The sequence below is a fragment of the Vibrio sp. CyArs1 genome (assembly GCF_022432925.1).
In the GTDB taxonomy this organism is placed as follows: domain Bacteria; phylum Pseudomonadota; class Gammaproteobacteria; order Enterobacterales; family Vibrionaceae; genus Vibrio; species Vibrio mediterranei.
Genome location: NZ_JAKRBO010000005.1, coordinates 69,459 through 94,124 on the forward strand (window position 1 = coordinate 69,459; position 24,666 = coordinate 94,124).

Below are 24,666 nucleotides of genomic sequence, written 5' to 3' on the forward strand. Positions count from 1 at the left end.
CTCAATGTTATCAGAATGTTGTAATGAGGCAAATTTCAATGCGAGATTAATAAATGAGCGAAATGATTGATTGGGTAAAAGATGTAGGTTCTGAATGCGAAAGTATCGAAGTGAGCGAGCTTAATACTTGGTTTTCTGAGCTTCAAACCGCATACCAACAAGAGACCAACCCTTCACTTGCTGTGCGAAAGCAGCGATTGCAGGCTCTCAAAACACAGCTAACGCGATATCAATCGGTATTAGCGGAGGCAATGAGTGATGACTTTGGCGGGCGCAGCCATACCGAGTCATTAATGGCTGACGTGTTAGCACCTATTCTCGATATCAACCATGTTAATCGCCACTTGAAAAGCTGGATGAAATCGAAAAGTCGCCCAACGGAATGGCTGTTTAAAGGCAATAAGTTACAGGTTCGCTATCAACCAAAAGGTGTGGTGGGGATTATCTGTCCTTGGAACTTTCCGCTTTATCTTTCTATTGGCCCGATGATTACCGCGTTGGCAGCAGGTAATCGCTGCATGATTAAGATGCCGCCTAACTGTCCGGCAACCACAAAGGCTCTGCGAACAATGCTGGCTGAGATATACGCGCCAGATCTCGTCAGAATTGTTGATGGTACGCATCCAGAAGCGATGGAAATCTCTCACTTGCCGTTTGACCATCTGGTCTTTACCGGGTCACCAAATAGCGGCAAAACCATAATGGCCAATGCGGCAGCTAACCTTACGCCTGTGACGTTGGAGCTGGGCGGAAAGTCTCCGGTGGTGGTTTTTGATGACTACGATATTGAGAAAGCAGCAAGCCGCATTGCTCATGGCAAAGGTTTTAATTCAGGGCAGATTTGTATCGCTCCGGATTATGCGTTTGTTCCAGAAGGCAAGGTCGATGCATTTGTAGAAGCGCTCAAAAAAGCTCACATCAAGATGTACGGGGAGATCGAGGGTAACGCTGATTACACATCTCTAGTGGATGATGCACAGTATCAAAGGTTTGCTGCTCTAGTCGAAGATGCGCGAATTAAAGGGGCGACGATCACTCAATGTTTGTCTCACGGCGAAGGGCGAAAAATGCCGCTCTTTATCGCCACTAATCTAAAACCGAGTATGCGAATTTGCCAGGAAGAAATCTTTGGGCCATTACTGCCAGTTCATAGTTACCAGTCAATTGACGATGTGGTGCAATACATTATTGAGCGCCCCAGACCGTTAGCTTGTTACCTATTTAGCCATAACACGCAGCAACGAGAAGCGCTGCTAAATCAAACTCATAGTGGCGGTGTCACCATAAACGATTGGGGCTGGCATGTACTTAACCATTCGGTGCCATTTGGTGGTGTGGGTAACTCTGGTATTGGTAACTACCACGGCGAAGAAGGTTTTCGTGAGTTGAGCCATGCACGCACAGTGTTGCAAATGAGAGAGTGGTTTCCTATCCAGCTCTTTTCTCCGCCTTACGGCAACCTTGTTCAGAAGTTGGTGCTGCGCGTATTTGTTGGTAAGCCAGACCCAGACCTCAAAACCCATTCCTCAAAATAACACTAATAACCTAATCCACTAACAACGGACCATTTTAAGAATCTTCGGCGCGCCAGTATTTACTGGCGTGGTACACCTACAAGGAGACCTAGGATGCATAACCTTGCTGTTAATCTTGAGCGCAGTGCTGCGCTCTTCCCGGACAAAACTGCTCTCAGAATGGGCGCAGAGGAGATCAGCTATCAACAACTGGAGAGTGCGGCTAGCACTGTTGCTCACAACCTCAAGCAACTTGGTTTGGAACAAGGGGACAAAGTGGCGCTTTCGTGTCCTAATGTTACCGACTTCCCCATCGCTTATTACGGAATTTTAAAGGCAGGCTGCGTGGTCGTGCCGCTCAACACGCTGTTTAAGGACCGGGAGATCGCCTACCATCTGCAAGACTCTGATGCTAAAGCGTATTTCTGTTTTGAAAATCAAGACATGGATCCAAGTGAGCAATACGGACGTTTGGGCTTTTCTCAAGTGGACAGCTGTGAACACTTCATACCCATGATGACAGTTGATGAGAGTGAACACTCATTAGAGCAGTGGTTGCAACAACCGCCGCAAGTGTTTGAATCTGCAGCAATGCAAGGGGACGATACTGCAGTCATTCTTTATACGTCGGGTACGACAGGACAACCGAAAGGCGCAGAGCTTTCTCACTCAAATATGCTGGCAAACGCAATGTCCTCTCAGTATTTAATGCGACTAGAGTACAGCGATACCACGATGGCGACCCTACCTTTATTTCACAGTTTTGGTCAAACCGTCATGATGAACGCCAGTGTGCTTACGGGCTCGTCGATTGTGCTCATTCCTCGCTTTGACCCTAAGTTGGTTATTCAACAAATTATCGACCACAAAGTCAGTGTCTTTGCGGGGGTACCCACCATGTATATCGCTCTGTTGACGGTGGGCGAGCAATTACCAGAGCAATCTGAACAGGTTAAACATAGCTTGAGACTGGGCGTTTCTGGTGGGGCGTCCATGCCAGTAGAGGTGATTCGTCAGTTCGAATCGCGCTTTGAGTTACCTGTCTTGGAAGGCTATGGCTTATCGGAAACGGCGCCCGTTGCTACTTTCAATCATATCGACGGTGACCGCTTACCAGGTAGTGTAGGTCAGCCGTTATGCGGTCATATGATTAAGATATCTGATGTTCAAGGTAATGCGCTGCCTGTTGGCGAGTTGGGTGAAGTGTGCATTAAGAGCCCGAGTGTTATGAAAGGCTATTACGGCAGAGCCGAAGCCAGTGCAGAAGCGTTACGTGATGGTTGGTTCTGGAGTGGTGATATTGGACGACTTGATGAGCACGGCAACTTATTCATTGTCGATAGAGTGAAAGATATGATCATTCGCGGTGGCTATAACGTCTACCCACGTGAGATTGAAGAAGTACTGATGTGTCATCCGGATGTAGAAATGGTGGCTGTTGTCGGTGAGTATGATGAGCGACTTGGTGAGGAAATTCATGCTCACGTAGTGTTGCATGAAAACTGCACCAGTGATGGCGAAACCTTGGTAACGTGGTGCCGTAGTCAACTTGCTGATTACAAATATCCACGCCGTGTATTTATTCGAGCATCACTGCCAATGACGGCAACAGGAAAGATCTTGAAACGCGAACTGCATCCATTGGATGTGATGGAGGCAGTCGATGGACAGCTATGATTTCATTATTGTCGGTGGTGGTTCAGCAGGTTGCGTGCTTGCTTCAAGGCTATCAGAAGACCCTACTGTGAATGTTTGTTTGCTAGAAGCCGGAGGTAAAGATACCAGTCCGTTTATTCACACGCCCGTTGGCTGTGTTGTGATGATGCCAACCAAAATCAACAACTGGGGGTTTGAAACCGTTCCTCAGCCTGGACTCAATGGTCGTAAGGGTTATCAACCCAGAGGGAAGACCTTGGGTGGTTCGAGCTCAATCAATGCCATGATGTATGCACGTGGTCACCGTTATGACTATGATCTTTGGGCATCATTAGGGAATGAAGGCTGGAGCTACGATGAGTGTCTACCGTATTTCAAAAAAGCAGAAAACAATGAAGTTCATCACGATGAATTTCATGGCCAAGGTGGGCCGCTGAACGTCGCTGACTTGCGATCACCTAGCCCAATGGTGGAAAGATACCTATCAGCGTGCGAGTCAATTGGCGTGCCGACCAACCATGACGTGAACGGTGCTGAACAGTTCGGTGCTATGCAAACGCAGGTGACACAATTAAACGGTGAGAGGTGCAGTGCGGCAAAAGCTTACTTAACGCCAAACCTTAATCGTCCGAACTTAACCGTGCTCACCAAAGCCACCACGCATAAGGTGTTGTTCGATGGAAAGCGAGCGATTGGTGTAGAGTATGGAATGAAAGGGCAGCGTTTCCAAATTTACTGCAATAAAGAAGTCATTCTAAGCGCTGGTGCGTTTGGTACTCCGCAAGTGCTGTTGCTATCAGGAGTCGGTCCTAAGCAAGAGCTAGACAAACATGGTATCGACCAAGTGCATGACTTGGCGGGAGTAGGTAAGAACCTGCAAGACCATATCGACTTGGTGCACTCATACCGAACTACGGCCAAACGTGACACCTTTGGTGTATCACTAAAAATGGCGTCGGAGGCCAGTAAAGCAGTGCCTCAATGGTTCAAACAGCGTCAAGGCAAGCTGAGTAGTAATTTCGCCGAAGGTATCGGGTTTTTGTACTCTGATGATGACGTCGATGTGCCTGACTTAGAGTTTGTCTTCGTCGTAGCGGTGGTGGACGATCATGCTCGAAAAATCCACATGAGCCATGGATTCAGTTCTCACGTAACGCTACTTAGACCGAAAAGTACCGGCACGGTAACCCTAAATAGCGCCGATCCTTACGACGTTCCAAGCATTGACCCTGCTTTCTTCCAAGAACCTGATGACATGAGAGTGATGATCAAAGGTTGGAAAAAACAGTATCAGATGCTGCAAAGTGAGGCGTTTGATGACGTTCGCGGGGCAAGTTTCTATCCGGTTGACCCGGACGATGACGCCGCGATTGAGCAAGATATCCGCAATCGCGCCGATACTCAGTATCACCCGATTGGCACCTGTAAGATGGGGACTTCGGATGACCCTGAAGCGGTCGTAAATAGTGAACTGTCTGTATACGGGATGGATAATCTGCGGGTGGTCGACGCATCTGTGATGCCGACGTTGGTGGGTGGCAATACCAATGCACCGACTATCATGATCGCCGAGAAAATTGCTGACGTGATCAAAGCAAAATACTCGATTTGTCATCCTGCTGATGCTTCAAAAGTCAGCTAACCAGCGAGCAAAGACCAAGCCGTCATGGCTTGGTCTATGTATAAATCGCTCTTTCCCTTGACCTCCTCCGTTGTTGTTCTCTCACTAAAGTCAAATGAGTCCTAAGAACGCGATGTTGCAACCTTATGACCTATTTCTTACCACCATAGTCTCTACACTCAAGCTTCTAGAATGGAAAGTGCAGTATGTAGGGAGAGGGAAATATGAACTGGAATGTGGCACCAATGATGGCGTTGGTCATGTTGCTGCAAGGATGTGGCGCACAAAATAGCTCACAAGCCATTGAACAGAAATACACAAATCACGCCTCGAAATTTACCACTGTGGAAGGTAAACGAGTGCATTATCGAGATGAAGGACAGGGTGAGGTGGTGATTTTACTGCATGGCACTTCATCGTCACTTCACGCGTGGGAACAATGGACGCAAATCCTCAAACAGGACTATCGCGTCGTACGTATGGACTTACCGGGTTTTGGCTTGACCGGGCATCTGCCTCAGAACCAGTACGAAATCGCTGACGATATTGCTTTTTTGAGCGCTTTTATTAGAGAACTCGACATCGAACAGGCACATTTTGTTGGTAGCTCTTTAGGAGGGCGCATCGTGTGGGAGTACAGTTTGCAACATCCAGAGCAGGTTAAAACCCTTACGTTGATAAACGCGTTAGGGTATCCGCAACAATCGTGGCCGCCAGGCATTGAGATGGCCCAGTGGCCAGTCATCGATAAAATAATGGAACATGTCACTCCAAGGTTTATGTTCGAGGATGGGCTTAAAGAGGTTTACTTCGACCCGCAACTCGTGGATGCGCCGTTAATTGATCGATACTACGAACTGACCACCTACCAACAAAATCGACAGGGATTTACACGTCGCGTCAAGGCATCGCTGGATGAGGACTCGGATAAGATAACGCAAGTTGCTAAGCCGACTCTTATTCTGTGGGGGAAGGAAGACCGTTACTTTCCAGCTGAAAATGCACGAAAGTTTGAGCGTGATATTCGGGGCTCTTATGCTGTGGTGTATGACGATGTGGGACACTTACCGATGGAAGAGGTCCCAGAGCGATCAGCACAGGCATTTAAACAGTTTATCTCGAAAGGTAAGCCTTAGGACTAACCTGATACCAGCGCTTGAACGCTTTGTAGAAGCTGCTGGTATCTTTAAAACCAAGACGATAGCTCAACTCGGTCACGCTTGGAGGCGGGGTTTGAGTTAGCCAACGGGCTGCTAGCTGCTTTCTAGTATCATCAAGAATACTCTGGAAGGAGGTATGCTCCTTTTCCAGTTTGCGGTAGAGGGTTTGTCGGCTGATGTGTAATTGCTGCGCAACCTTGTCTACGCTGAATAGTTCTCCATTTTCTAGTCCGTTTACTACTATGGTTCTGACTTGCTGCTGGACAGGTTGAGTTTTCGTTAGCGTCTCAAGATGACTTTGTGCGGTTTTTGCCATCATCGTTTTCAGATACTCACTACTTGTCACAATGGGAAGGTTGAGCCATTTCGATTCAAATATCAGCTGGTGTTCAGCACAGTTAAATTCAATGGCTTCTCCAAAGATTGGTTGATATTTATCCACATAGTTCGGAGCCAAATACCCAAACTTAGCTTTGGTTAGCGGGAAGGATTGGGCACTCAGCATTCTCGCCCACATCACCAGCGCACTCATACTACGTTCGATGGTCGCTCGAGGGTAGTTATGCAGTGATTCAATGGAGAGGGTTAAGCGGCACTGCTGCCCATCGTCTTCCACTTGCCAACACTCCGAAGCATTCATCAGCAAAATATTACTTTGGAACGTGTTAAAGGCATCTCTTAACGTCGCGCATTGGCTCACCCAACTTGCTAGTACACCTTTTGATTCAGGGGATATGGTTCGCCCAATGATGAGTCCAATGTCGGGCGATGGATGGTGCTGTTCGAGCAGTGACCACAAGGCAACCATTTGGCTTTCTGGAAGCCGATCCGATGGCGATAGCTTAGCGCTATTTTGGATAACCTTTAGCATTATACCGTCAAGGTGACTCGATGTTTCTACCTGTTCGCGCAAAGCGGCTGGCAACAATGGGTAGGCATTTACCAAATCAATGACAGAGGCGAATGAAACGGTTTTTTCGATAGAGTTATCTGCCACGAGTGTTACCAAAAATTTAAGTTATAGCTAACTAATATCGCAATTTTCCTCGTCTATCAATCTAGAGTGCTTGTAAAAAATGGTTAGTTCATAAGATGTTAGCTAATTGTGCCTATCAACCATTCTCTCAAAAAGCGGACTATGTCCTTTATTTAATTATTGTTATGGTGTTTTATATGGCTTGTTAATGATTTGGTGGTGTAGAGGGCAAATCAGTCAATGGAAATGATACGTGAGTTACGTGAACACTCTAACCAAAGCGTGGCGGCGAGATTTCGTCGTGTGGTTTCTTTGATGCGCCAACAACGCTGGATGAGATTGCGAGGTATAGAACTGCGCCTCATTCTGGCTCTCGCTATGCTCGCGTTCACAACGTTAATCCTCTCTGTGGTTACCACTTATACGTTCAATGACCTTAACCAACGTCTTATTGTTCTGAAAGAGAACAAGATCCCAGCGTTGGAGCAGGCCGCTCTGCTCAATGACAAAGTTCGATTGATCATTACCACCTCTTCTCAGCTTAGTGAAGCGGACTCGAATTTAGAGCGAAAACAGGCCATGCAGAAGATAGAGCGTGCCATTGATGAGATGGATCAGATTATGATCCAGTTTCCGGATTATCACTCGTATTACAAAGAAATGATTGCTCAGGTCAACAATAGCTTGAGCTTATTGCATCAAAGCGAAAACGAATCACAACAACTCAATCTAGAGCTGAGAGATCTGCTGGAAGGCTTCTACCCGCTATTGAAACAAGCTACTCAGTCACTGGACCAGTTGCCAACTGCAGCCAAAGTTCAAATTCAATACACACAGATGAAGTCGTTGCTGTACTACCAACTTGGGCTGGTGGAAAAGCTCTATAGCGATGCCAGCTTTAACGAGCTCGATTACACCACTTACCGAATTGAGCAAATTGGTCAAGAGTGGTGGACGTTATGGCAACAAAGTGGCGTGAAGTTACAGTTTCCTGAGATCGACCAAAAACTCTCGATTATTTACGACTTGTCTTCTAGCTCGAGTCGCCTGTATACCCTTAAAAACAAAGCACTGGATCACCGATATCAAGAGCAGTATTTCTTGCAGAACAGCCGCGACCATTTGAACCAGTTAACGGTGCAAATTGAATCTAATACCAATAAGGTTAATCGCAACATCGACAACTCCATTGCTGTAGTTCAACAGTCATTGCTTTCAAATCAACAGTTATCGTTAGCGCTGTCTCTGTTTAGTGTGTTAGCGGCGGTGGGTATCTCATGGTTTTATGTACGTAAGAACATTCTTGAACGACTCACGCAGCTGAAACACAACATGTTCGCTATCTCGACAGGTCATTTAGATACTGAAGTGGCGATTCGTGGTAATGACGAAGTGACGCAAATGGCGAAATACCTCAAAGTGTTTCAGTCAACGGCGAAAGTGGTGAAGCAGACCAACCGACGCTTGGAAGCGGAAGTGGTGGAGCGTACGGCCGCAGAGGAAAAATTACGTATTACCCAAAACGAATTGATTCAAGCGGGGAAACTCGCGGCGTTGGGGCAGCTCAGTGTCGGGATTACTCATGAAATCAATCAGCCATTAACTGCGGTTAATAGCCATGTCCGAAGTGCACAGCGGTGGCTTGAAAAAGAGCGCCCCGATAAAGCTATAACCAACCTTCAAAAAATCGAAGTGCTATTGGAGAAAGTGGCAGCAATCACCAGACACCTTAAAGCATTTGCTGGGAAAAGTGACGGTAGGCTTGAAAACGTACCGCTAAACAAGGTGGTGGAAGATGCTCTTGAACTCTTTGATAACCGAAGAGAGGGGGTATCGATTGTGTTCGAACAGCAGCCGGACTGTTTGGTTCGAGCCAACAGCATTAGATTGGAACAAGTTTTGGTGAATTTGGTCAGCAACGCCTTAGACGCTGTGGAAGGGAACGCTGAACCACTATTGGTGGTTTCCATTTGGAGCGACACCAAAACAGTTTCAGTTTCCGTCCAGGACAATGGGAAAGGCATACCTGCCGATGAGTTACCCTATCTTTTTGACCCATTTTACTCCACTAAGCGTTCAGGTAAGGGGCTCGGACTTGGGCTCTCTATTGCATATAATATTATTCAAGATTTTGGAGGGACGATTCACGTCCAATCCGAGATTGATCAGGGCACTGAGTTTATTGTGACTCTGCAACAAGGCAATCTATGATGACACAACAAAAACACATCGTCCTCATTGACGACGAACACGACGTAGTAGAAGCAGTAAGTGAAATGCTAGAACTTGAAGGTTTCGCAGTTACGGCGTTCACTGACCCAAGAAAAGCGCTACGATCACTTACCAATAACAGTCGCTCGGTTGTGTTGTGTGATGTCAGGATGCCCTCGGTCGACGGTCTAACATTGTTAAGCTCAATTCAACATCGCGCGCCACAAGTTCCGGTTTTATTGATGAGTGGTCATGGGGATATTCCGATGGCTATCGAAGCAATGAAGTTGGGGGCATTCGACTTTATCGAAAAGCCGCTTAATGCCGATGAGGTGATCGCCAAGCTCGATTTAGCTCAGTTACAAGCGCAACAAACTCTCGCTAGTACCCCATCTCTGGAGTCGACCGACAGCGAAGCGATTGAATCCGTGATTATTGGTCAATCTAAAGCGATGGAAACTATACGTAAGCAAGTGCTCGCGCTCGCTAACACAGGGGTGGATACCATTATTAATGGCGAGACAGGAACAGGAAAAGAAGTCGTAGCAAGAGCACTTCACCAGTTTAGTCGCCGACAAGCCAAACCATTTGTCGCTATCAACTGTGGTGGAATGACCGAGAGTATTATTGAAAGTGAGCTGTTTGGTCATGAAGCGGGGTCATTTACCAGTGCCAACAAAAAGCGGATTGGCAAAATTGAGCAGGCTAATGGGGGGACGTTGTTTCTTGATGAAATAGAGAGTATGCCCATAGCGGTACAGATAAAACTACTGCGCGTTATTCAAGAGCGAGTCATTGAGCGTGTGGGTGGGAATGAGTTAATACCAGTGGACATTGTTGTCGTAGCGGCCAGTAAGGCAGATCTTGCAGCATTAAGTGATACTGGCGAGTTCCGCTCGGATCTTTTCTATCGCCTTAATATCGCCAGTCTTAATCTGCCGCCATTGCGTCAACGTAAAGAAGATATCCAGAGTCTATTTAGGCATTTTGTTGGCCAGGCGAGTCAGAAATACAAGACTCGACCTTCCACGATTTATTCGGAACAGATTCAACAGCTATCGCGTCATGAGTGGCCGGGTAACGTGAGGGAACTACGTAACGTTGCGGATCGTTTTGTATTAGGCATCGTTGGTGATGGCTTTGATTTACAAACGCCAATACAAGACGCCAGTGAGACCGAGTTTGCGTTTGAAAAACAGATGGAACAATACGAACGCAATGTATTGACTGAGGCGTTAATTGAATCGGCTGGCAACATAAATGACGTCTCTAGCAAATTGAACTTACCGCGTAAGACGCTCTATCGGAAAATGAAAAAGCACCACTTGGATAAGGACGATTTTAAAGTGACCTAAGGCTTGAAGAGTGACGGAGATAATGGCAAGTCGCTTAGTGAATGGTGAAGGACAATAGTGACCCAATAGCCAGTGTTCTTTGTAAGTGGAAGTTTTAATTAACTGAAATTAAAAGTTTTATTGTTTTGGCATGAAGGGTGCAAATCACGTGCTTGTGATAATTTTGTCACATCCTTCACGGTAAAATAGGGTGTAGAAAACCAACGTTTTCGTTCCTATAAACGATAAACCGTGACCACTAACAAGGATTGATTCTCGTAGAGTAACGAGATGAAAGGAGAACTAAATGAAGCACATACTCACAGCAGTGGCAGGCGTCCTGATGGCAGTAAGCTCAGCAAGTGTTTGGGCTGATGAACCCGCCAATTTGGGGCCAAGACCGGCTTATCTGGTGAATAGCATGGATGATAGCCCTCTTAAAGATAAGCTACTGAGTTGCAGTAATGGCGCGTTTGAGCGCAGTGATTTCTCTATCGGACACCGTGGTGCTGCGATGCAGTTTCCTGAACATACTAAAGAGTCTTATCTAGCGGCGATTGAGATGGGAGCGGGTGTACTGGAGTGTGATGTTACCTTCACCAAAGACAAGCAACTGGTTTGTCGTCACTCTCAAAGTGATTTGCACACAACAACCGATGTATTGGCACACCCAGATCTTGCAAAAAAATGCACCATACCTTTCCAGCCAGCTGATCCATCTACTGGTAAGGACGCACAAGTTGAGTGCCGCACATCAGACTTTACTCTGGCGGAGTTTAAGCGTTTGAAAGGCAAAATGGATGGCGCTAACCCGAAAGCGACCACTATCGAAGAATACATGCAGGGAACGCCAAGTTGGAGAACGGATCTGTATGCACAAAGTGGTACGTTAATGACCCATGCAGAGAGTGCTGCTCTGTTTAAGAAGCATGGGGTCAAGGTGACGCCTGAGCTAAAATCTGCCGCGGTTGAAATGCCGTTTGATGGCTTTAGCCAAGAAATGTACGCGCAAAAATTGATTGATGAACTCAAAGCCGCGGGTTTTGCGCCTTCCGATACCTACGTTCAGTCATTTAACCTAGATGACGTGAAATATTGGATTGCCGAGACTCCGGAGTTTGGCGAGCAAGCAGTGTATCTTGATGACCGTGTCTATGAGCAGAAAGACTTTGTTGCTTCTCTAGAGAACATGAAAGATCTGCATAAGCAGGGCGTCAATATTATCGCCCCACCGTTGTTCGCGTTAGTGCAACTTGATGACAAAGGACAAATAGTGGCATCTGATTATGCGAAACTGGCCAAGCAAGCTGATTTAGACATTATCGCTTGGACGCTGGAACGTTCTGGACCATTGAACAATGGCGGTGGATGGTACTATCAATCAGTCAAACCAGCTATCACGAAAGATGGTGACATGATGGTCATGCTAGATGTACTAGCCAAAGATGTAGGTGTGTTGGGTGTGTTTAGTGATTGGCCGGCAACAGTGACCTATTACGCTAACTGTATGGACATCGAATCGTAGATTTTTGAAGGTATAGTAAGGGCCTTCGGGCCCTTTTTTAGTGGCGTTAATCTTTGCAAAAAAAAAGTTGGGACAAAACTGACTCAAATGACGGTTTGTTTAATGGACACTTTTGACCCATTTAGCTAACGTGTTTGAGTGGTGTAATTTAACTAATTGAATAATAAGAATAAAATTGTTGGCACGTCGCATGCTATATGTGACGTGATTACAACAACAACGTGAAAATAAGGTTTGAATATGAAAATCAGTGTTAAAGGACTGTTAATCGCCACCTCGCTGCTTGCACCTTCCCTCGCTCTAGCAAATGAATGCTCTAGCCGCGGCGTACTTGACGATAGATACTGTGATGAAAACAACGATTTGGTCGCTGACTCTCCGAAAAATGCCGATGAGTGGATTGACCCAAGTACCTTGGTATTTACCTACACACCAGTAGAAGACCCTGCATTGTACAAAGATGCGTTTGCTGACTTCCAAGCACATTTGAGCAAGATTACTGGTAAACGCGTAATTTACTACACGGTGCACTCAAACTCTGCTCAGGTTGAAGCGATGCGTTCTGGCCGACTTCACGTCGCAGGCTTTTCGACAGGTCCTACAGGTTATGCAGTAAACTTGGCAGGCTATGTCCCGATTGCAGTAAAAGGTGACGAAGCTGGCTTCCAAGGCTACAACCTGATTACTATTGTTCGCAAAGACAGCGGTATTAACGACATGTCTGACTTAAAGGGTAAAAAGGTTGCTCACACTTCTGCTTCATCTAACTCTGGTAACCTAGCACCACGCGCACTTTTCCCTGCTGAAGGACTTGTACCTGACCAAGACTACAAAGTGCTTTATTCAGGTAAACATGACCAATCTATTCTTGGCGTCTACAACGGCGACTATGATGCCGCGCCAGTCGCGTCAGACGTCTATGACCGCATGGTTGCAGCGGGTCGTGTTGACGATTCAGAACTAAAAATCATCTACCGCAGTCCTCGCTTCCCAACTTCAGCATTTGGTTACTCTTATAACCTGAAACCAGAACTGGTTGAGAAAATCAAAGAGGCATTCTTTAGTTACCGCTTTACCCCAGAAATGAGCGCTTCGTTTAAAGGCGCTGACCGTTTCTCACCAATCACTTATCAAGAGGAGTGGGGCGTGATTCGTGATATCGCACATGCCACGGGTACGGCTTACACCAAGGCGGGTCTGAAGAAGTTGGCTGAGAAAGATGCGGCGAAGCGTGCTAAGAAGAAAGCTGCGGAACTAGCAAAGCAAGCTAGCACTCAATAACTCCCCCTAATTTAAACCATTAGATCTTTGTTAACTATGCCCTCAAGGGTAGGGCATAGTTCATTCAAAATTTGCCTAAGACGCTTAACAATCGAGAGCGAATTAGGGTAAGCACAAGGAAAGCAGTATGGCTGTAGCAAGCTACGACGGAATCAAAATCAATAACCTATTCCATGAATATGTCGCAGGTAAGCCAATCCTAAAAGGGATCGATATTGATATCGATGAACCGGGGATTATCGCGATCATTGGCCCATCTGGTACTGGTAAAAGTACCTTACTTCGATGCATCAATCGTCTCAACGACCCAACATCCGGTGAAATCCTGTTTGAAGGAGAAGACCTAACTAAGCTAAAGGGTCAAGAGTTGAGAAAGCAGCGCCGACACATAGGTATGGTGTTCCAAGAGTACAATTTAGTTGAACGTTTAACGGTTATTGAGAACGTACTAAGCGGCCGTTTGGGGTACATGAGTGCTTGGAATGCGTGGCGACGTAAATACTCTTCAGAAGATCTTGCTAAAGCATTTGAACTGCTCAATTTTGTTGGTTTACAAGATTTTGCTAACCAGCGAGCTGATAGCCTGTCTGGTGGTCAGCGTCAGCGCGTTGGTATCGCAAGAGCTGTGATGCAAGACCCTTATATTCTGCTTGCCGATGAACCGACTTCGTCTTTGGATCCAAAAACCGCTGTGGAAATCATGGAGCTGATGGAGACCTTTGCTAAGCAGAAGAATATTCCGGTGCTGGTTAATATCCACGATGTGAACCTAGCGAAGCGATTTGCAAAACGCATTATCGGCATGTGTAACGGCAAGGTACATTATGACGGCAGCCCTGAGGGAATTACCGAAGAAGATCTGAAGATCATTTACGGAGGTGAGTCATGGCTGGACTAACTTCGAATGCAAAAATCAATGTTGAAAACCCATTCAAACCGTCGTGGACAAGTCGCGCGATTGTTGTTGCGGTCGTGGCGTATCTGTTTTACAGCGTCTCGACGTTGGGTCTGACATTTGACCGATTAATCATAGGTTTTGGTGAGAGTGAACGACTGATCTCTCGTATGATTCCACCTGATTTTTCTCGCACTAACTTGTTATTGAGTGGTTTAGCGGAGAGCTTGCAGATAGCTATCATTTCGAGCTTTTTCGGCATCGTTATTTCGCTCTTTTTGGGTCTACTAGCTGCACGAAACCTGATGCCTTTAATTGTGTCCACTCCGGTGCGAGGCTTTATCGCATTATGCCGTTCGTTCCACCCAGTCATCATTGCCATCTTGTTTGTTAAAGCGGTTGGGTTTGGCGCATTGGCGGGTATTTTGACGCTAGTGTTCGCGTCAATAGGGTTCATTGCCAAGCTATTTGCTGAGGCGATTGAAGAGATTTCCTTTAAGCCTGTAGAGGCGATTAGAGCAACCGGAGCAAGTTTTGCCAGCGTGATTCTATACGCGGTAATGCCACAAGTGTTTACTCGCTTCATCGGCTTTGCCAGTTATCAGCTTGACTCCAACTTACGTAACTCAACCATGGTCGGGATCGTTGGTGCTGGTGGACTTGGTGGTACCTTGTTCTCTGCATTCCAACGCTTTGATTATGATTTCGTTGCCGCCATTCTCATCACCATTATTGCACTCATTTTGGTTGGCGAGTTCTTGTCTAATATCGTGAGGAGAATCTTCTAATGACCACAGCAGCTATTGATAAAGAGTGGCAACGCTTTACGCCCAATGAGCGAATTGCGCGTTTCGCCGTGTATTTGTGCCTCGTATCTGCCATCGTTTGGTCATGGCAAACGGTGGAAGTGATTCCAGAGTTTTTGTATGACGCGCCAGCGCAATTTGCCGACATGTTTCAGCGTATGGTGCCTTTGGATTACGCTTTCTACCCGCAAACCATTCATACGGCGATGATAGAAACGCTGCATATCGCAACACTGGGTACACTATTTACTTTGATTTTTGCAATACCTCTCGCGCTGCTTAATGCACCGAATATTACACCAAGCAAAACATTAAACTGGATTGCTCAGTTCTTCTTGGTATCTTCGCGCTCTGTGAACTCATTGGTTTGGGCGCTATTGTTTATTGCGCTGTTTGGCCCCGGTGTTCTGGCTGGCATTATGGCGATTGCGATCCGCAGCGTCGGTTTTGTAGGGAAACTGCTGTCGGAAGCCATTGCTGAAGTGAACATGGGGCCTATCGAGGCATTACGAGCGACAGGTGCGTCTTGGATGAGCGTGATTGTCAAAGGCTATTGGCCTCAAGTAATGCCCGCTTTTTATTCGATTGTGTTGTTCCGTTGGGACATCAACGTACGTGAATCTGCAGTGCTTGGCCTAGTTGGGGCTGGGGGGATCGGCGTAGTTCTTAACGATGCTCAAAACCTATTCGAATGGCAGAAAGTCTCAATGGTGTTAGTGACGATTTTCGCAGTCGTTATTATTGCTGAAGCCTTAGTCATTCACATTCGAAACAAGTTAATCTAGTTGATTTATAGCCAATAAAAAACGGCCGTTATGGCCGTTTTTTATTGCTATTAACTTTGCTTGAGCGCAATCAGTTTCTCGGCAAACTCAGCAAATCCGAAGCCACCCGGCTTAGTCATCACAAGGCTAGGTTTATGTTCTAACTTATCCCAATAGTGCGTAATGTTGGCCACACCCACGGTGAGAGGTAAGCGCTCAAACATCAATTGATCATTAAGAGAGTCCCCTACATAGCAGCACTGCTCATCAACTTTATGGCCCTCAATGCCTTTGCCTTTCAGGAAGCTGAGAGATGAGTGGCGTTTAGAGTGGTCACCATACCAAGCATTAATATGAATAGAACTTGCAGTAGCATGCGCACCCAAAGCATGGATTCGAGTCAGTACCTGTTGAACAATGTTCGGATCTACAGGCTCACGGTTCTGACCAATATCAATGGCAACTTCGCATAATCGATAGGATTGGTCGAGAGTTAACGCTAAATCAGGAAAATCGCTCAATATATCCAGTACTTGCTGCTTGAGTTTGGCTTGATCTGCGCGAATCTGCTCCAAAGGTCGCTCGGTGGTGATTTGTAACGCGCCATCTTTCTTTTCCAACAAGAATGCACCATTTTCTCCGAGTGCCGCATCCACTGGCCACAACTGAGCAATATGGTCACACCATCCTGCACAAGCACCAGTCACCGCCACCACTTTGATGCCATTATCTCGCAGAGACTGTAGGGCGATGAGAGTGTCAGGAGGCAAGGAGCCATCCCACGTTAAGGTGTCATCAACATCGGTCAGGACCCAGTTGATCTGCTTCCATTCTGAAGAGAGTGGATTGGTCATACTTTCTATTCTCAATTGTACTTTTTATCGTGTTTTCAATAGTACCAAAACGGCAAAATTATGCAGTGACGTAGGTAGATTTAGCTATGCCTATATGACGTTTGAAGCGTTGGAACACACTCAAATGTCACAATGTATGTCTGGTTTCCGCCGCTTATGCCCGTTTCCCACAGTCAATGCCCGTTTTTTGTGTGGTAAACCAAACAATCGGGCAAAAGTGGTCACTGAAAAATCTAGTGTGAGCTGGGTCGTAGTTTTTTTGGCCTTTTCGATTAATCTGTTAATAACAGCAAAGCAGTTGGTAGTAGGAAACGATGCAAGCAATTACCAGAGCGAATTTTATCTTGGGTTTAATTTCAAAGGTTGGTCAAGTTTCAGTTCAAGACTTGGCATCGGAATTAAATGTGTCGGTGGAAACAATTCGTCGAGACCTTAAAACGCTAGATAAAAAAGGTGAATTAATTCGTACTCATGGTGGCGCTATAAGTAAGCGTTATATTGATGAAGGAACGTCGTTTACTAATCGAGCCTCAAGCAATATGCAAGACAAACAAGATTTGGCTAAACAGGTTATTGAGCATATTTATGAAGGTGCCGTTATCGGTTTAGACGCTAGTTCTTCAAGTTGGCTAGTTGCTCAAGCATTACCTGATATTCGTTGTACGATTGTAACCAACTCGTTGAATAATATTAGTGTCCTATCTGGGAAAAAGAATATAACGATTATTAGCTTAGGTGGTCACTACTCAGAAAAATATAAATCATTCTATGGTTTGATTGCCAAAAATACTTTGCAGGAAATGGCGCTTGACCTGAGTGTAATCTCGTGTGTGGGCTTTGATGAACATAGTGGTGTGTGGGATTCGAATGAATACAATTACGAGATAAAAAAGACGCTCATCCAAGTGTCGAGCAAGAATATTCTTATTGCGGATAAAAATAAATACAAGAAACGAAGTTTATTAAAAATATGTGATTTTTGTGAAATCGATATATTGATTTCCAATGCGGAAATTGAAAGTGATATTCATGGTGATATGAATTCAATTTCAAATCCAAATAAACACACGATAACACCAATATAAAATAATTAGTTTAATCCAATAACGTGAAACAGTATCCAACATTAATTTGGAGGGTACAGTATATCTAAAGGAAAAGAAAATGACCGACGTACTAATATCCACCACGGACCGTGGATCAAAGAAAGGAAACTCTGAAGTCATACCTAAGAGTATTTTAATACCGTTTATCTTGCTTACCTCATGTTTTGCTTTATGGGGACTGGCAAACAATATGACCGACGTATTGATCGCTCAATTTAGAAAGGTCTTTACATTAACCGATATGCAATCAGGCTTGGTACAAACCGCCTTTTACGGAGCCTATTTTGTACTGGCTCTTCCTGCTGCTCTTTTTATTCAACGTTATAGCTATAAAGCGGGAGTGCTACTGGGATTAGGTCTATTCGCTTGCGGAGCTATCCTGTTCTACCCGGCAGCCCAAGCAATGCAATACCTACCATTTCTAATGGCGCTGTTTGTGCTTGCGGGTGGTCTATCCATCCTTGAGACCAGTGCCAATCCTTACATTATCGCGATGGGACCGGAAGAGACGGCAACACGACGTTTAAACATTGCTCAAGCCTTTAACCCTGTGGGCTCTATTACTGGGGTAGTGATCGGTAAGGTGTATATCTTATCTCAATTGAACCCGGCAACGGATGTTGAACGCGCCGCTATGAGTTCAGCAGAGTTGTCTGCGATTCAAACATCTGAGCTGAACGCAGTAATGATGCCATATCTCATGGTGGCGGCGGTGATTGTCTTTGTTTGGTTAGCGATTGCGTTCACTAAGATGCCGGCAGCAAAAGACACGGTTGCTGAGAGCGACTTAGACATGTCTATCCGCGCCACATTTGGTCGCCTGATGCAGAAAAAACACTTTGTCAAAGGCGTGATCGGTCAGTTCTTTTATGTTGGTTGTCAGATTGGCTGTTGGTCGTGGACGATTCGTTATGTGATGACTCAAGTCGGCGGCACTGAAGCGGAAGCATCCACTTACCTGTTGGTATCAATCATTACTTTTAGTGTCTTTAGATTCGTATGCGTTGGTTTAATGAAGTACATCGCACCGGAGAAACTATTAGCAGCACTCGCATTGGTAGCCTCTGTTCTAGTGCTAATGCTGATGACTGTTGGTGGCGTGGTTGGTGCTTACGCTTTAGTTGGTATCTCAGCATGTATGTCATTGATGTTCCCAACAATCTTCGGTCTATCACTTCGTGACCTTGGCAGTGATTCAAAATTCGGAGGTAGCTGTCTGATTATGGCTATCTTAGGTGGCGCAGTACTCACCGCCATTATGGGACAGATTTCAGATTCGATGGGTATTCAAGCTGCTTTCATTATCCCTCTAATTGGCTTTGCATACCTTATCTACTTCGGCCTTAACGGCTACAAAATTAAGCAGTAATTCAATTTAACGGAAACGAGAACAAAATTATGACTACAACCCTAACAAGAATTGGTATTCGTCCAACCATTGATGGTCGCCAAATGGGCGTTCGCGAGTCTCTAGAAGTTCAAACTATGAATATGGCGAAGAACCTCGCTGCTTTCATTGAAGAAAACATTAAGCATGTATGTGGCACTGCGGTTGAATGTGTTATCGCTGACAGCACGATAGGCGGTGTTGCGGAAGCAGCGGCGTGTGCAGATAAGTTTCGTCGCGAGAATGTAGGGGTTTCAATTACTGTTACACCTTGCTGGTGTTATGGTACAGAAACTATTGATATGGACCCACATATGCCCAGAGCGATTTGGGGCTTTAATGGCACAGAACGCCCAGGAGCAGTGTACTTAGCCGCGGCCATGGCTGGACATTCTCAGCTTGGTTTACCCGCTTTTTCTATCTATGGGCAAGAGGTGCAAGACGCTGATGACACATCTATTCCTCAAGATGTTCAGGATAAGATTTTACGTTTCTGCCGTGCTGGCTTAACAGTAGCAGCCATCAAAGGCAAGTCATACCTGTCCATGGGCTCGGTCTCGATGGGTATTGCAGGTTCGGTGGTCGATCCAGATTTCTTCCAACGTTATTTGGGAATGAGAAATGAATATGTCGACATGACTGAAATTAAGCGACGCTTGGATCGTGAAGTCTACGATAAAGATGAGTTTGAGTTGGCATTAGCATGGACAAAAGAAAACTGTAAAGAAGGCAAAGACTATAACGGCGAAGCGTTGCTTGAAGAGCAAAAGCAGCAAGATTGGGAAACCGTCGTTAAGATGACGATGATCATGCGCGATCTCATGATAGGTAACCCTAAACTAGCGCAGTTAGGCTTTGGCGAAGAAGCAATGGGACACAACGCCGTAGTGGGCGGCTTCCAAGGTCAACGCCACTGGACTGATCATTTGCCAAACGGTGACTTTAGCGAAGCGATCCTTAACTCGTCTTTTGACTGGAATGGACTTCGTGAACCGTTTGCTCTAGCTACAGAGAACGACAGTTTGAACGGCGTAAACATGCTGTTTGGCAAGATGCTTACCGGTCAAGCTCAGGTTTTTTGCGATGTTCGAACCTATTGGTCTGATAGTGCGGTAGAACGAGTGAGTGGCTACAAACCAGAATCTGGTTTCATTCACCTTGTTAACTCCGGTTCCGCTGCGTTAGACGGCAGTGGCGAAGCAAAAGATGAGCAAGGCAAACCTGTTATCAAGCCTCATTGGGATATGACGGTTGAAGATGCGCAACAATGCCTAGATGCTACTCAATGGCCACCTGCAATAAGTGAATACTTCCGTGGAGGCGGTTTCTCTTCGAACTTCCTAACACATGGTGACATGCCATTCACTATGCACAGAATCAATCTCATTAAGGGTGTTGGCCCTGTGTTACAAATTGCTGAAGGGCACTCCATCACGCTTCCTGAAAATGTTCACAATACGTTGAATGAGCGTACCAACCCAACATGGCCAACGACGTGGTTTGTTCCAAGACTCACTGGCACTGGCACTGGTGCATTTAGAGACGTGTACTCGGTCATGGCTAATTGGGGTGCGAACCACTGCGTTATCACTCATGGTCATATCGGGGCGGATCTCATTACCTTAGCTTCCATGCTACGTATTCCGGTGTCTATGCATAACGTTGAGTCGAGCGAGATTTTCCGCCCGCATACTTGGAGCGCATTTGGTCAGGATGCGGAAGGTCAAGACTACCGAGCTTGTGCCAACTTTGGCCCTCTATATAAGTAACTAGGTAAGGCGGGGAAACCCGCCTATAGGATCGCGTTATGTCAGTAGTAATAGTTTTGGATTGTGGCGCTACCAATATTAGAGCCATTGCCGTCTCCGATAACGGACAAATACTCGCGTCGCACTACATCAAAAACAACACTCAGTTATCGGGTTCTGAAAACCAATACCATGTGTGGGATTTTGCAGAGATATGGAGCAAGCTGGTCAGGTGCTGCGCCGCGGTTACTAGCCAACTGAATGCAGAGCAGATAGTGGCGGTGACAGTAACCACGTTCGGGGTTGATGGTGCACCGTATTCGAAAAGCGCTCAACAAATCTATCCAATTATTTCTTGGAAATGTCCGAGAACGGTACCTGTGATGTCGCAAGCAGAGACTGAGACCGACAGACTCGCCCTCTACCAAAGTAATGGGGTTGGCGACTACAGCTTCAATACGCTCTACAAGCTTCGTTGGCTTAAAGATAACGAGCCGAAGATCTATCAATCGATGGACAAGTTTGTGTTCATTTCCTCGATGCTAACTCACAAGTTAACCGGAGAACTGACCACAGATCGAACCATGGCTGGTACCTCAATGCTAACAAGTCTAGGTGATGGTAATTGGGATGATAAGACATTGTCATACCTAGATTTAAGTGCTGAGCACTTTCCGAACCTAATAGATGCCGGTTGTCAGGTTGGGTTGGTACTCGATGAGGTGGCTGAGCTGTTGGGATTACCAAAGTCGACTCCAGTCGTTTCTACCGGACATGATACTCAGTTTGCGTTAATTGGTTCTGGTGCTGAACAAGACCAAGCGTTTTTAAGTTCAGGTACATGGGAAATTCTCATGGCTCGTTCGTCGAAGCCCAAGGTGGATAGAGACTCTCTTGAAAAAGGATTAACAGTCGAATTGGATGCGGTTCAAGGGGTATACAACCCGGCTATCCAATGGTTGTCCAGCGCTGTTATTGAGTGGGTTGTTAACCACTTTTATCAAGCGGAAAAAGACAGCAGCGAACTTTATCAGATCATGATTTCAGAAGCTGAGTCCGCCGGCCCTGGAGCAGGGAATGTTCGCTTTAATCCAGATTTTTCTGTCGACGCTGGAGGGCAAGGTAACGGTGCCATTGAAGGTTTGTCTATTCACACCACGAGAGGACAAATTACCCGAGCTGTTTTTGAAGGATTAAGTCTGCAGTTCAAACGTAACTTTGATTACCTTGCAGAGCGTTGCCATTTAGGAAGTTTACCCGTTATTGCCGTAGGTGGAGGGACAAAGAATACGCTCTGGAACCAATTGCGTGCCGATGCCATTCAAAAGCCACTATTAATCGTCGACCAAGCAGAGGCGACGGTAACTGGAGCTGCAATGGTGGCGTTTTACGGTGTTGGTCATTTTAACTCGTTATCTGAGGCTCAAAATGCCATGAAATCGCCGACAACGAGAGTCGAACCACGTAATCACGTAATGAGCACAAAGAAGGAGCCAGAATATGCTTAAAGGAATTCATCCGGCGCTATCTCCGCAGTTAATTGCAACATTAGCAGGCATGGGACACGGAGACGAAATCTTACTTGCAGACGCACATTTTCCGGCTGCGAGCTTTAATTCCAACGTTATTAGGGCTGATGGTATTCGAGTTAGCACGCTACTAAGCGGCATCATCCCACTATTTGAATTGGACCAATATGTTCAGCAGCCCTTGGCGATGATGCAGGCTGTTGAAGGCGATACGTTAGATCCTTCGGTTGAGGATCGCTATCTAACCGCGATAAACACTAACAACATTGATGCAACCATGATTGAGCGTATCGAACGATTTGCTTTTTATGAACGCGTGAGAAGTTGCGCCGCCGTCGTCGTTACTGGCGAAACGGCAAAATACGGCAACATCATTCTCAAGAAAGGCGTAACAGAATTTAAGGAACTATAAGCATGAACAGACAACAACTTTCGCAACAAATCATCGACACTTGCCTTGAAATGACAAGACTTGGGTTGAACCAAGGCACTGCTGGAAATGTCAGTGTTCGTTTTGATAACGGTATGTTGATCACACCAACGGGCATCGCATACGACAAACTCACCCCCGATCATATTGTGTATGTCACTCATGATGGGTTCTTTGAGGAAGGCAAGTTACCGTCATCAGAGTGGCACTTCCATCTGACTTGTTATCAAACTCGTGAAGACGTTAACGCGGTAGTTCACAATCACGCCATTAATTGTGCGGCGGTATCCATTCTGAACAAACCAATCCCAGCGATTCATTATATGGTTGCTGCGTCGGGTGCGACAGAGATCCCTTGTGTCCCTTACGCTACTTTTGGCAGTCACGAACTAGCCGAGTATGTCAAAGAAGGGATGGCAAACAGCAAAGCCATTTTGCTGCAACACCATGGACTTATTGCGGGTGAGGCTAATTTAGAAAAAGCACTGTGGCTAGCACATGAAGTCGAAGTATTGGCTGACCTCTATCTGAAAACAATGGCGATTACACCAGATGTCCCTGTACTTGACGATGCTGAAATGCAAAAGGTCTTGGGCAAGTTCAAGTCATATGGACTGAGAGTTGAGCAGTAGTTACCAATAACCTAATTGAAGATGTAGAGGGAAATGACCATGGCTTTTTCTTTAAATTTACCCAAGTTGAGTTTAGCTGGGGCTGGCGCTATTAATGATGCGGTACAAGAGATCCAAGCTCAATCGATTAACACTGCGCTTATTGTGACAGATGCGAATCTGGTTAAACTGGGAATTCTTGATTCATTACTGGCTCAATTGGAGCAGCTCAGCATTGATTATGTGTTGTTCGATAAAGTGACACCAAACCCAACGGCTGCACTAGTAAGAGAAGGGGTCGAGCTGTACCAAAAGGAACAGTGTGACTTTTTCATTGCTGTAGGTGGAGGTAGCCCTGTAGATTGTGCTAAAGCTATACGCATAGTGACCTCAAATGGCGGTGACATCTGTGATTATGAAGGTGTAGGCAAAGTGCGAGTTGTAGGTGACTACTTTGTCGCGGTTAATACGACAGCAGGGACAGCGGCAGAAATGACCTCTAATTCGGTTATTACTGACGAAGAACGGCAAGTAAAAATGGTGATTATCGATGCCAAACAGATCCCTGATTTGGCGGTTAATGACCCTGAGCTTATGTTGGGATTACCAAGCAGCGTAACCGCTAGCACGGGTATGGATGCGCTCACCCATGCCATTGAAGCTTATGTTACACCCGGTGCACATACACTAACTAAACCGACGGCTTTAGAAGCAATTCGCCTCATCAATAAATGGTTACCTGTTGCGGTAGATGATGGCCAGAATCTAGAGGCGCGTGAACAATTAGCTTGTGCTCAGTTTCTTGCAGGTATGGCGTTTAACAGCGCAGGTTTAGGTTTGGTTCATGCCATGGCTCATCAACCAGGTGCTACACATAACCTTCCTCATGGTGTTTGTAATGCTATCTTGTTACCGGAAGTGTGTGAGTTCAATGCTCAAACACGTCCGCAACCGTTTAGAGCGATTGCCGAAGCTATGGGTTCGAGTACTGCGGACTTAGATGATGAATCTGCGGCGAAAGCTGCGATAGCGAGAATTCGTCAGCTTTCACAGCGCGTGCAAATTCCAAATGGCTTAGCAGAGCTAGGCATTCAAGAAAGTGATTTTGCTCTTTGGTTAGATAAGACTCTGGCTGACCCATGTCTTGGAGGCAACCCTAGAGTTCCGACGCGAGAAGAAATCCTTAAGCTATTTGCTCAAGCTATGTAACGTAATGAAAAACCTAGCGCAATGCTAGGTTTTTCTGAACATCCTTTTG

Annotated in this window: 20 protein-coding genes; 18 read left to right on the forward strand and 2 right to left on the reverse strand. The window is 45.9% G+C overall.

The genetic code is table 11. The features are described from left to right. The first annotated feature begins 53 nt into the window (after positions 1 to 53). The 4 genes from MMA19_RS15640 (at position 54) to MMA19_RS15655 (ending at position 5,927) form a co-directional block, all read left to right on the forward strand. Complete coding sequence (locus MMA19_RS15640; RefSeq protein ID WP_240206621.1) at positions 54 to 1,535, forward strand: coniferyl aldehyde dehydrogenase; 1,482 nt, start codon at positions 54 to 56, stop codon at positions 1,533 to 1,535. A gap of 93 nt (positions 1,536 to 1,628) precedes the next feature. After that, positions 1,629 to 3,191, forward strand: a complete 1,563-nt coding sequence (locus MMA19_RS15645) for a long-chain fatty acid--CoA ligase (protein WP_240206622.1) — start codon at positions 1,629 to 1,631, stop codon at positions 3,189 to 3,191. Next, entirely contained in the window at positions 3,178 to 4,812 is a 1,635-nt protein-coding gene (locus MMA19_RS15650; RefSeq protein WP_063605568.1) for a GMC family oxidoreductase N-terminal domain-containing protein, read from the forward strand. Before MMA19_RS15645 ends, MMA19_RS15650 begins: the two co-directional genes overlap by 14 nt. A 203-nt stretch (positions 4,813 to 5,015) precedes the next feature. Beyond that, a complete protein-coding gene (locus tag MMA19_RS15655) occupies positions 5,016 to 5,927 on the forward strand; it encodes an alpha/beta hydrolase (protein ID WP_240206623.1) in 912 nt (303 codons plus the stop codon). Here the strand turns inward: MMA19_RS15655 and MMA19_RS15660 are convergent. Beyond that, a complete protein-coding gene (locus MMA19_RS15660) occupies positions 5,905 to 6,948 on the reverse strand; it encodes an AraC family transcriptional regulator (protein ID WP_240206624.1) in 1,044 nt (347 codons plus the stop codon). The two genes, MMA19_RS15655 and MMA19_RS15660, sit on opposite strands and share 23 nt — an antisense overlap. 219 nt (positions 6,949 to 7,167) lie before the next feature. On the opposite strand from MMA19_RS15660, the gene MMA19_RS15665 reads away from it, so the two are divergent. The 7 genes from MMA19_RS15665 (at position 7,168) to phnE (MMA19_RS15695) (ending at position 15,764) form a co-directional block, all read left to right on the forward strand. Then, positions 7,168 to 9,138, forward strand: coding sequence for an ATP-binding protein (locus MMA19_RS15665; RefSeq protein ID WP_240206625.1), 1,971 nt, complete (start codon positions 7,168 to 7,170; stop codon positions 9,136 to 9,138). Then, entirely contained in the window at positions 9,138 to 10,493 is a 1,356-nt protein-coding gene (locus tag MMA19_RS15670; RefSeq protein WP_171388765.1) for a sigma-54 dependent transcriptional regulator, read from the forward strand. Before MMA19_RS15665 ends, MMA19_RS15670 begins: the two co-directional genes overlap by 1 nt. A gap of 286 nt (positions 10,494 to 10,779) precedes the next feature. Next, complete coding sequence (locus MMA19_RS15675; RefSeq protein ID WP_240206626.1) at positions 10,780 to 11,997, forward strand: glycerophosphodiester phosphodiesterase family protein; 1,218 nt, start codon at positions 10,780 to 10,782, stop codon at positions 11,995 to 11,997. A 240-nt stretch (positions 11,998 to 12,237) separates the two neighbouring features. After that, on the forward strand, positions 12,238 to 13,278 hold the full coding sequence (gene phnD / locus MMA19_RS15680) for a phosphate/phosphite/phosphonate ABC transporter substrate-binding protein (RefSeq protein WP_006071559.1): 1,041 nt from the start codon (positions 12,238 to 12,240) through the stop codon (positions 13,276 to 13,278). Positions 13,279 to 13,405: 127 nt separating this feature from the next. Continuing rightward, positions 13,406 to 14,176 (forward strand): phosphonate ABC transporter ATP-binding protein, encoded by a 771-nt coding sequence (gene phnC, locus MMA19_RS15685; protein ID WP_240206627.1) that lies wholly within the window; start codon positions 13,406 to 13,408, stop codon positions 14,174 to 14,176. Then, entirely contained in the window at positions 14,164 to 14,961 is a 798-nt protein-coding gene (phnE, locus tag MMA19_RS15690) for a phosphonate ABC transporter, permease protein PhnE (protein ID WP_240206628.1), read from the forward strand. Before phnC ends, phnE (MMA19_RS15690) begins: the two co-directional genes overlap by 13 nt. Continuing rightward, the gene (phnE, locus tag MMA19_RS15695; RefSeq protein WP_240206629.1) at positions 14,961 to 15,764 is read left to right on the forward strand and encodes a phosphonate ABC transporter, permease protein PhnE; all 804 of its coding nucleotides are present in this window, start codon (positions 14,961 to 14,963) and stop codon (positions 15,762 to 15,764) included. The genes phnE (MMA19_RS15690) and phnE (MMA19_RS15695) overlap by 1 nt, the downstream gene beginning before the upstream one ends. Before the next feature lie 50 nt (positions 15,765 to 15,814). Here phnE (MMA19_RS15695) and MMA19_RS15700 read toward each other — a convergent pair whose 3' ends face one another. Beyond that, entirely contained in the window at positions 15,815 to 16,597 is a 783-nt protein-coding gene (locus MMA19_RS15700; protein ID WP_240206630.1) for an HAD-IIB family hydrolase, read from the reverse strand. A 314-nt stretch (positions 16,598 to 16,911) separates the two neighbouring features. On the opposite strand from MMA19_RS15700, the gene MMA19_RS15705 reads away from it, so the two are divergent. From MMA19_RS15705 to fucO, 7 genes are all read left to right on the forward strand, one after another. Then, positions 16,912 to 17,682, forward strand: coding sequence for a DeoR/GlpR family DNA-binding transcription regulator (locus MMA19_RS15705; RefSeq protein WP_006071564.1), 771 nt, complete (start codon positions 16,912 to 16,914; stop codon positions 17,680 to 17,682). 79 nt (positions 17,683 to 17,761) lie between these two features. Beyond that, the gene (gene fucP / locus MMA19_RS15710) at positions 17,762 to 19,072 is read left to right on the forward strand and encodes an L-fucose:H+ symporter permease (protein ID WP_006071565.1); all 1,311 of its coding nucleotides are present in this window, start codon (positions 17,762 to 17,764) and stop codon (positions 19,070 to 19,072) included. Positions 19,073 to 19,101: 29 nt separating this feature from the next. Next, positions 19,102 to 20,859, forward strand: a complete 1,758-nt coding sequence (locus MMA19_RS15715) for an L-fucose isomerase (RefSeq protein WP_240206631.1) — start codon at positions 19,102 to 19,104, stop codon at positions 20,857 to 20,859. Between the two features lie 38 nt (positions 20,860 to 20,897). Continuing rightward, positions 20,898 to 22,346, forward strand: a complete 1,449-nt coding sequence (fucK, locus tag MMA19_RS15720) for an L-fuculokinase (RefSeq protein ID WP_240206632.1) — start codon at positions 20,898 to 20,900, stop codon at positions 22,344 to 22,346. Then, the gene (gene fucU, locus MMA19_RS15725; RefSeq protein WP_006071568.1) at positions 22,339 to 22,779 is read left to right on the forward strand and encodes an L-fucose mutarotase; all 441 of its coding nucleotides are present in this window, start codon (positions 22,339 to 22,341) and stop codon (positions 22,777 to 22,779) included. The genes fucK and fucU overlap by 8 nt, the downstream gene beginning before the upstream one ends. Positions 22,780 to 22,781: 2 nt before the next feature. Then, positions 22,782 to 23,429 (forward strand): L-fuculose-phosphate aldolase, encoded by a 648-nt coding sequence (gene fucA, locus MMA19_RS15730; RefSeq protein WP_038228076.1) that lies wholly within the window; start codon positions 22,782 to 22,784, stop codon positions 23,427 to 23,429. A gap of 39 nt (positions 23,430 to 23,468) precedes the next feature. Beyond that, positions 23,469 to 24,617 carry a lactaldehyde reductase gene (gene fucO / locus MMA19_RS15735; protein ID WP_240206633.1) on the forward strand — a complete coding sequence of 383 codons (1,149 nt, stop codon included), beginning with the start codon at positions 23,469 to 23,471 and terminating at the stop codon, positions 24,615 to 24,617. Positions 24,618 to 24,666: the final 49 nt, after the last annotated feature.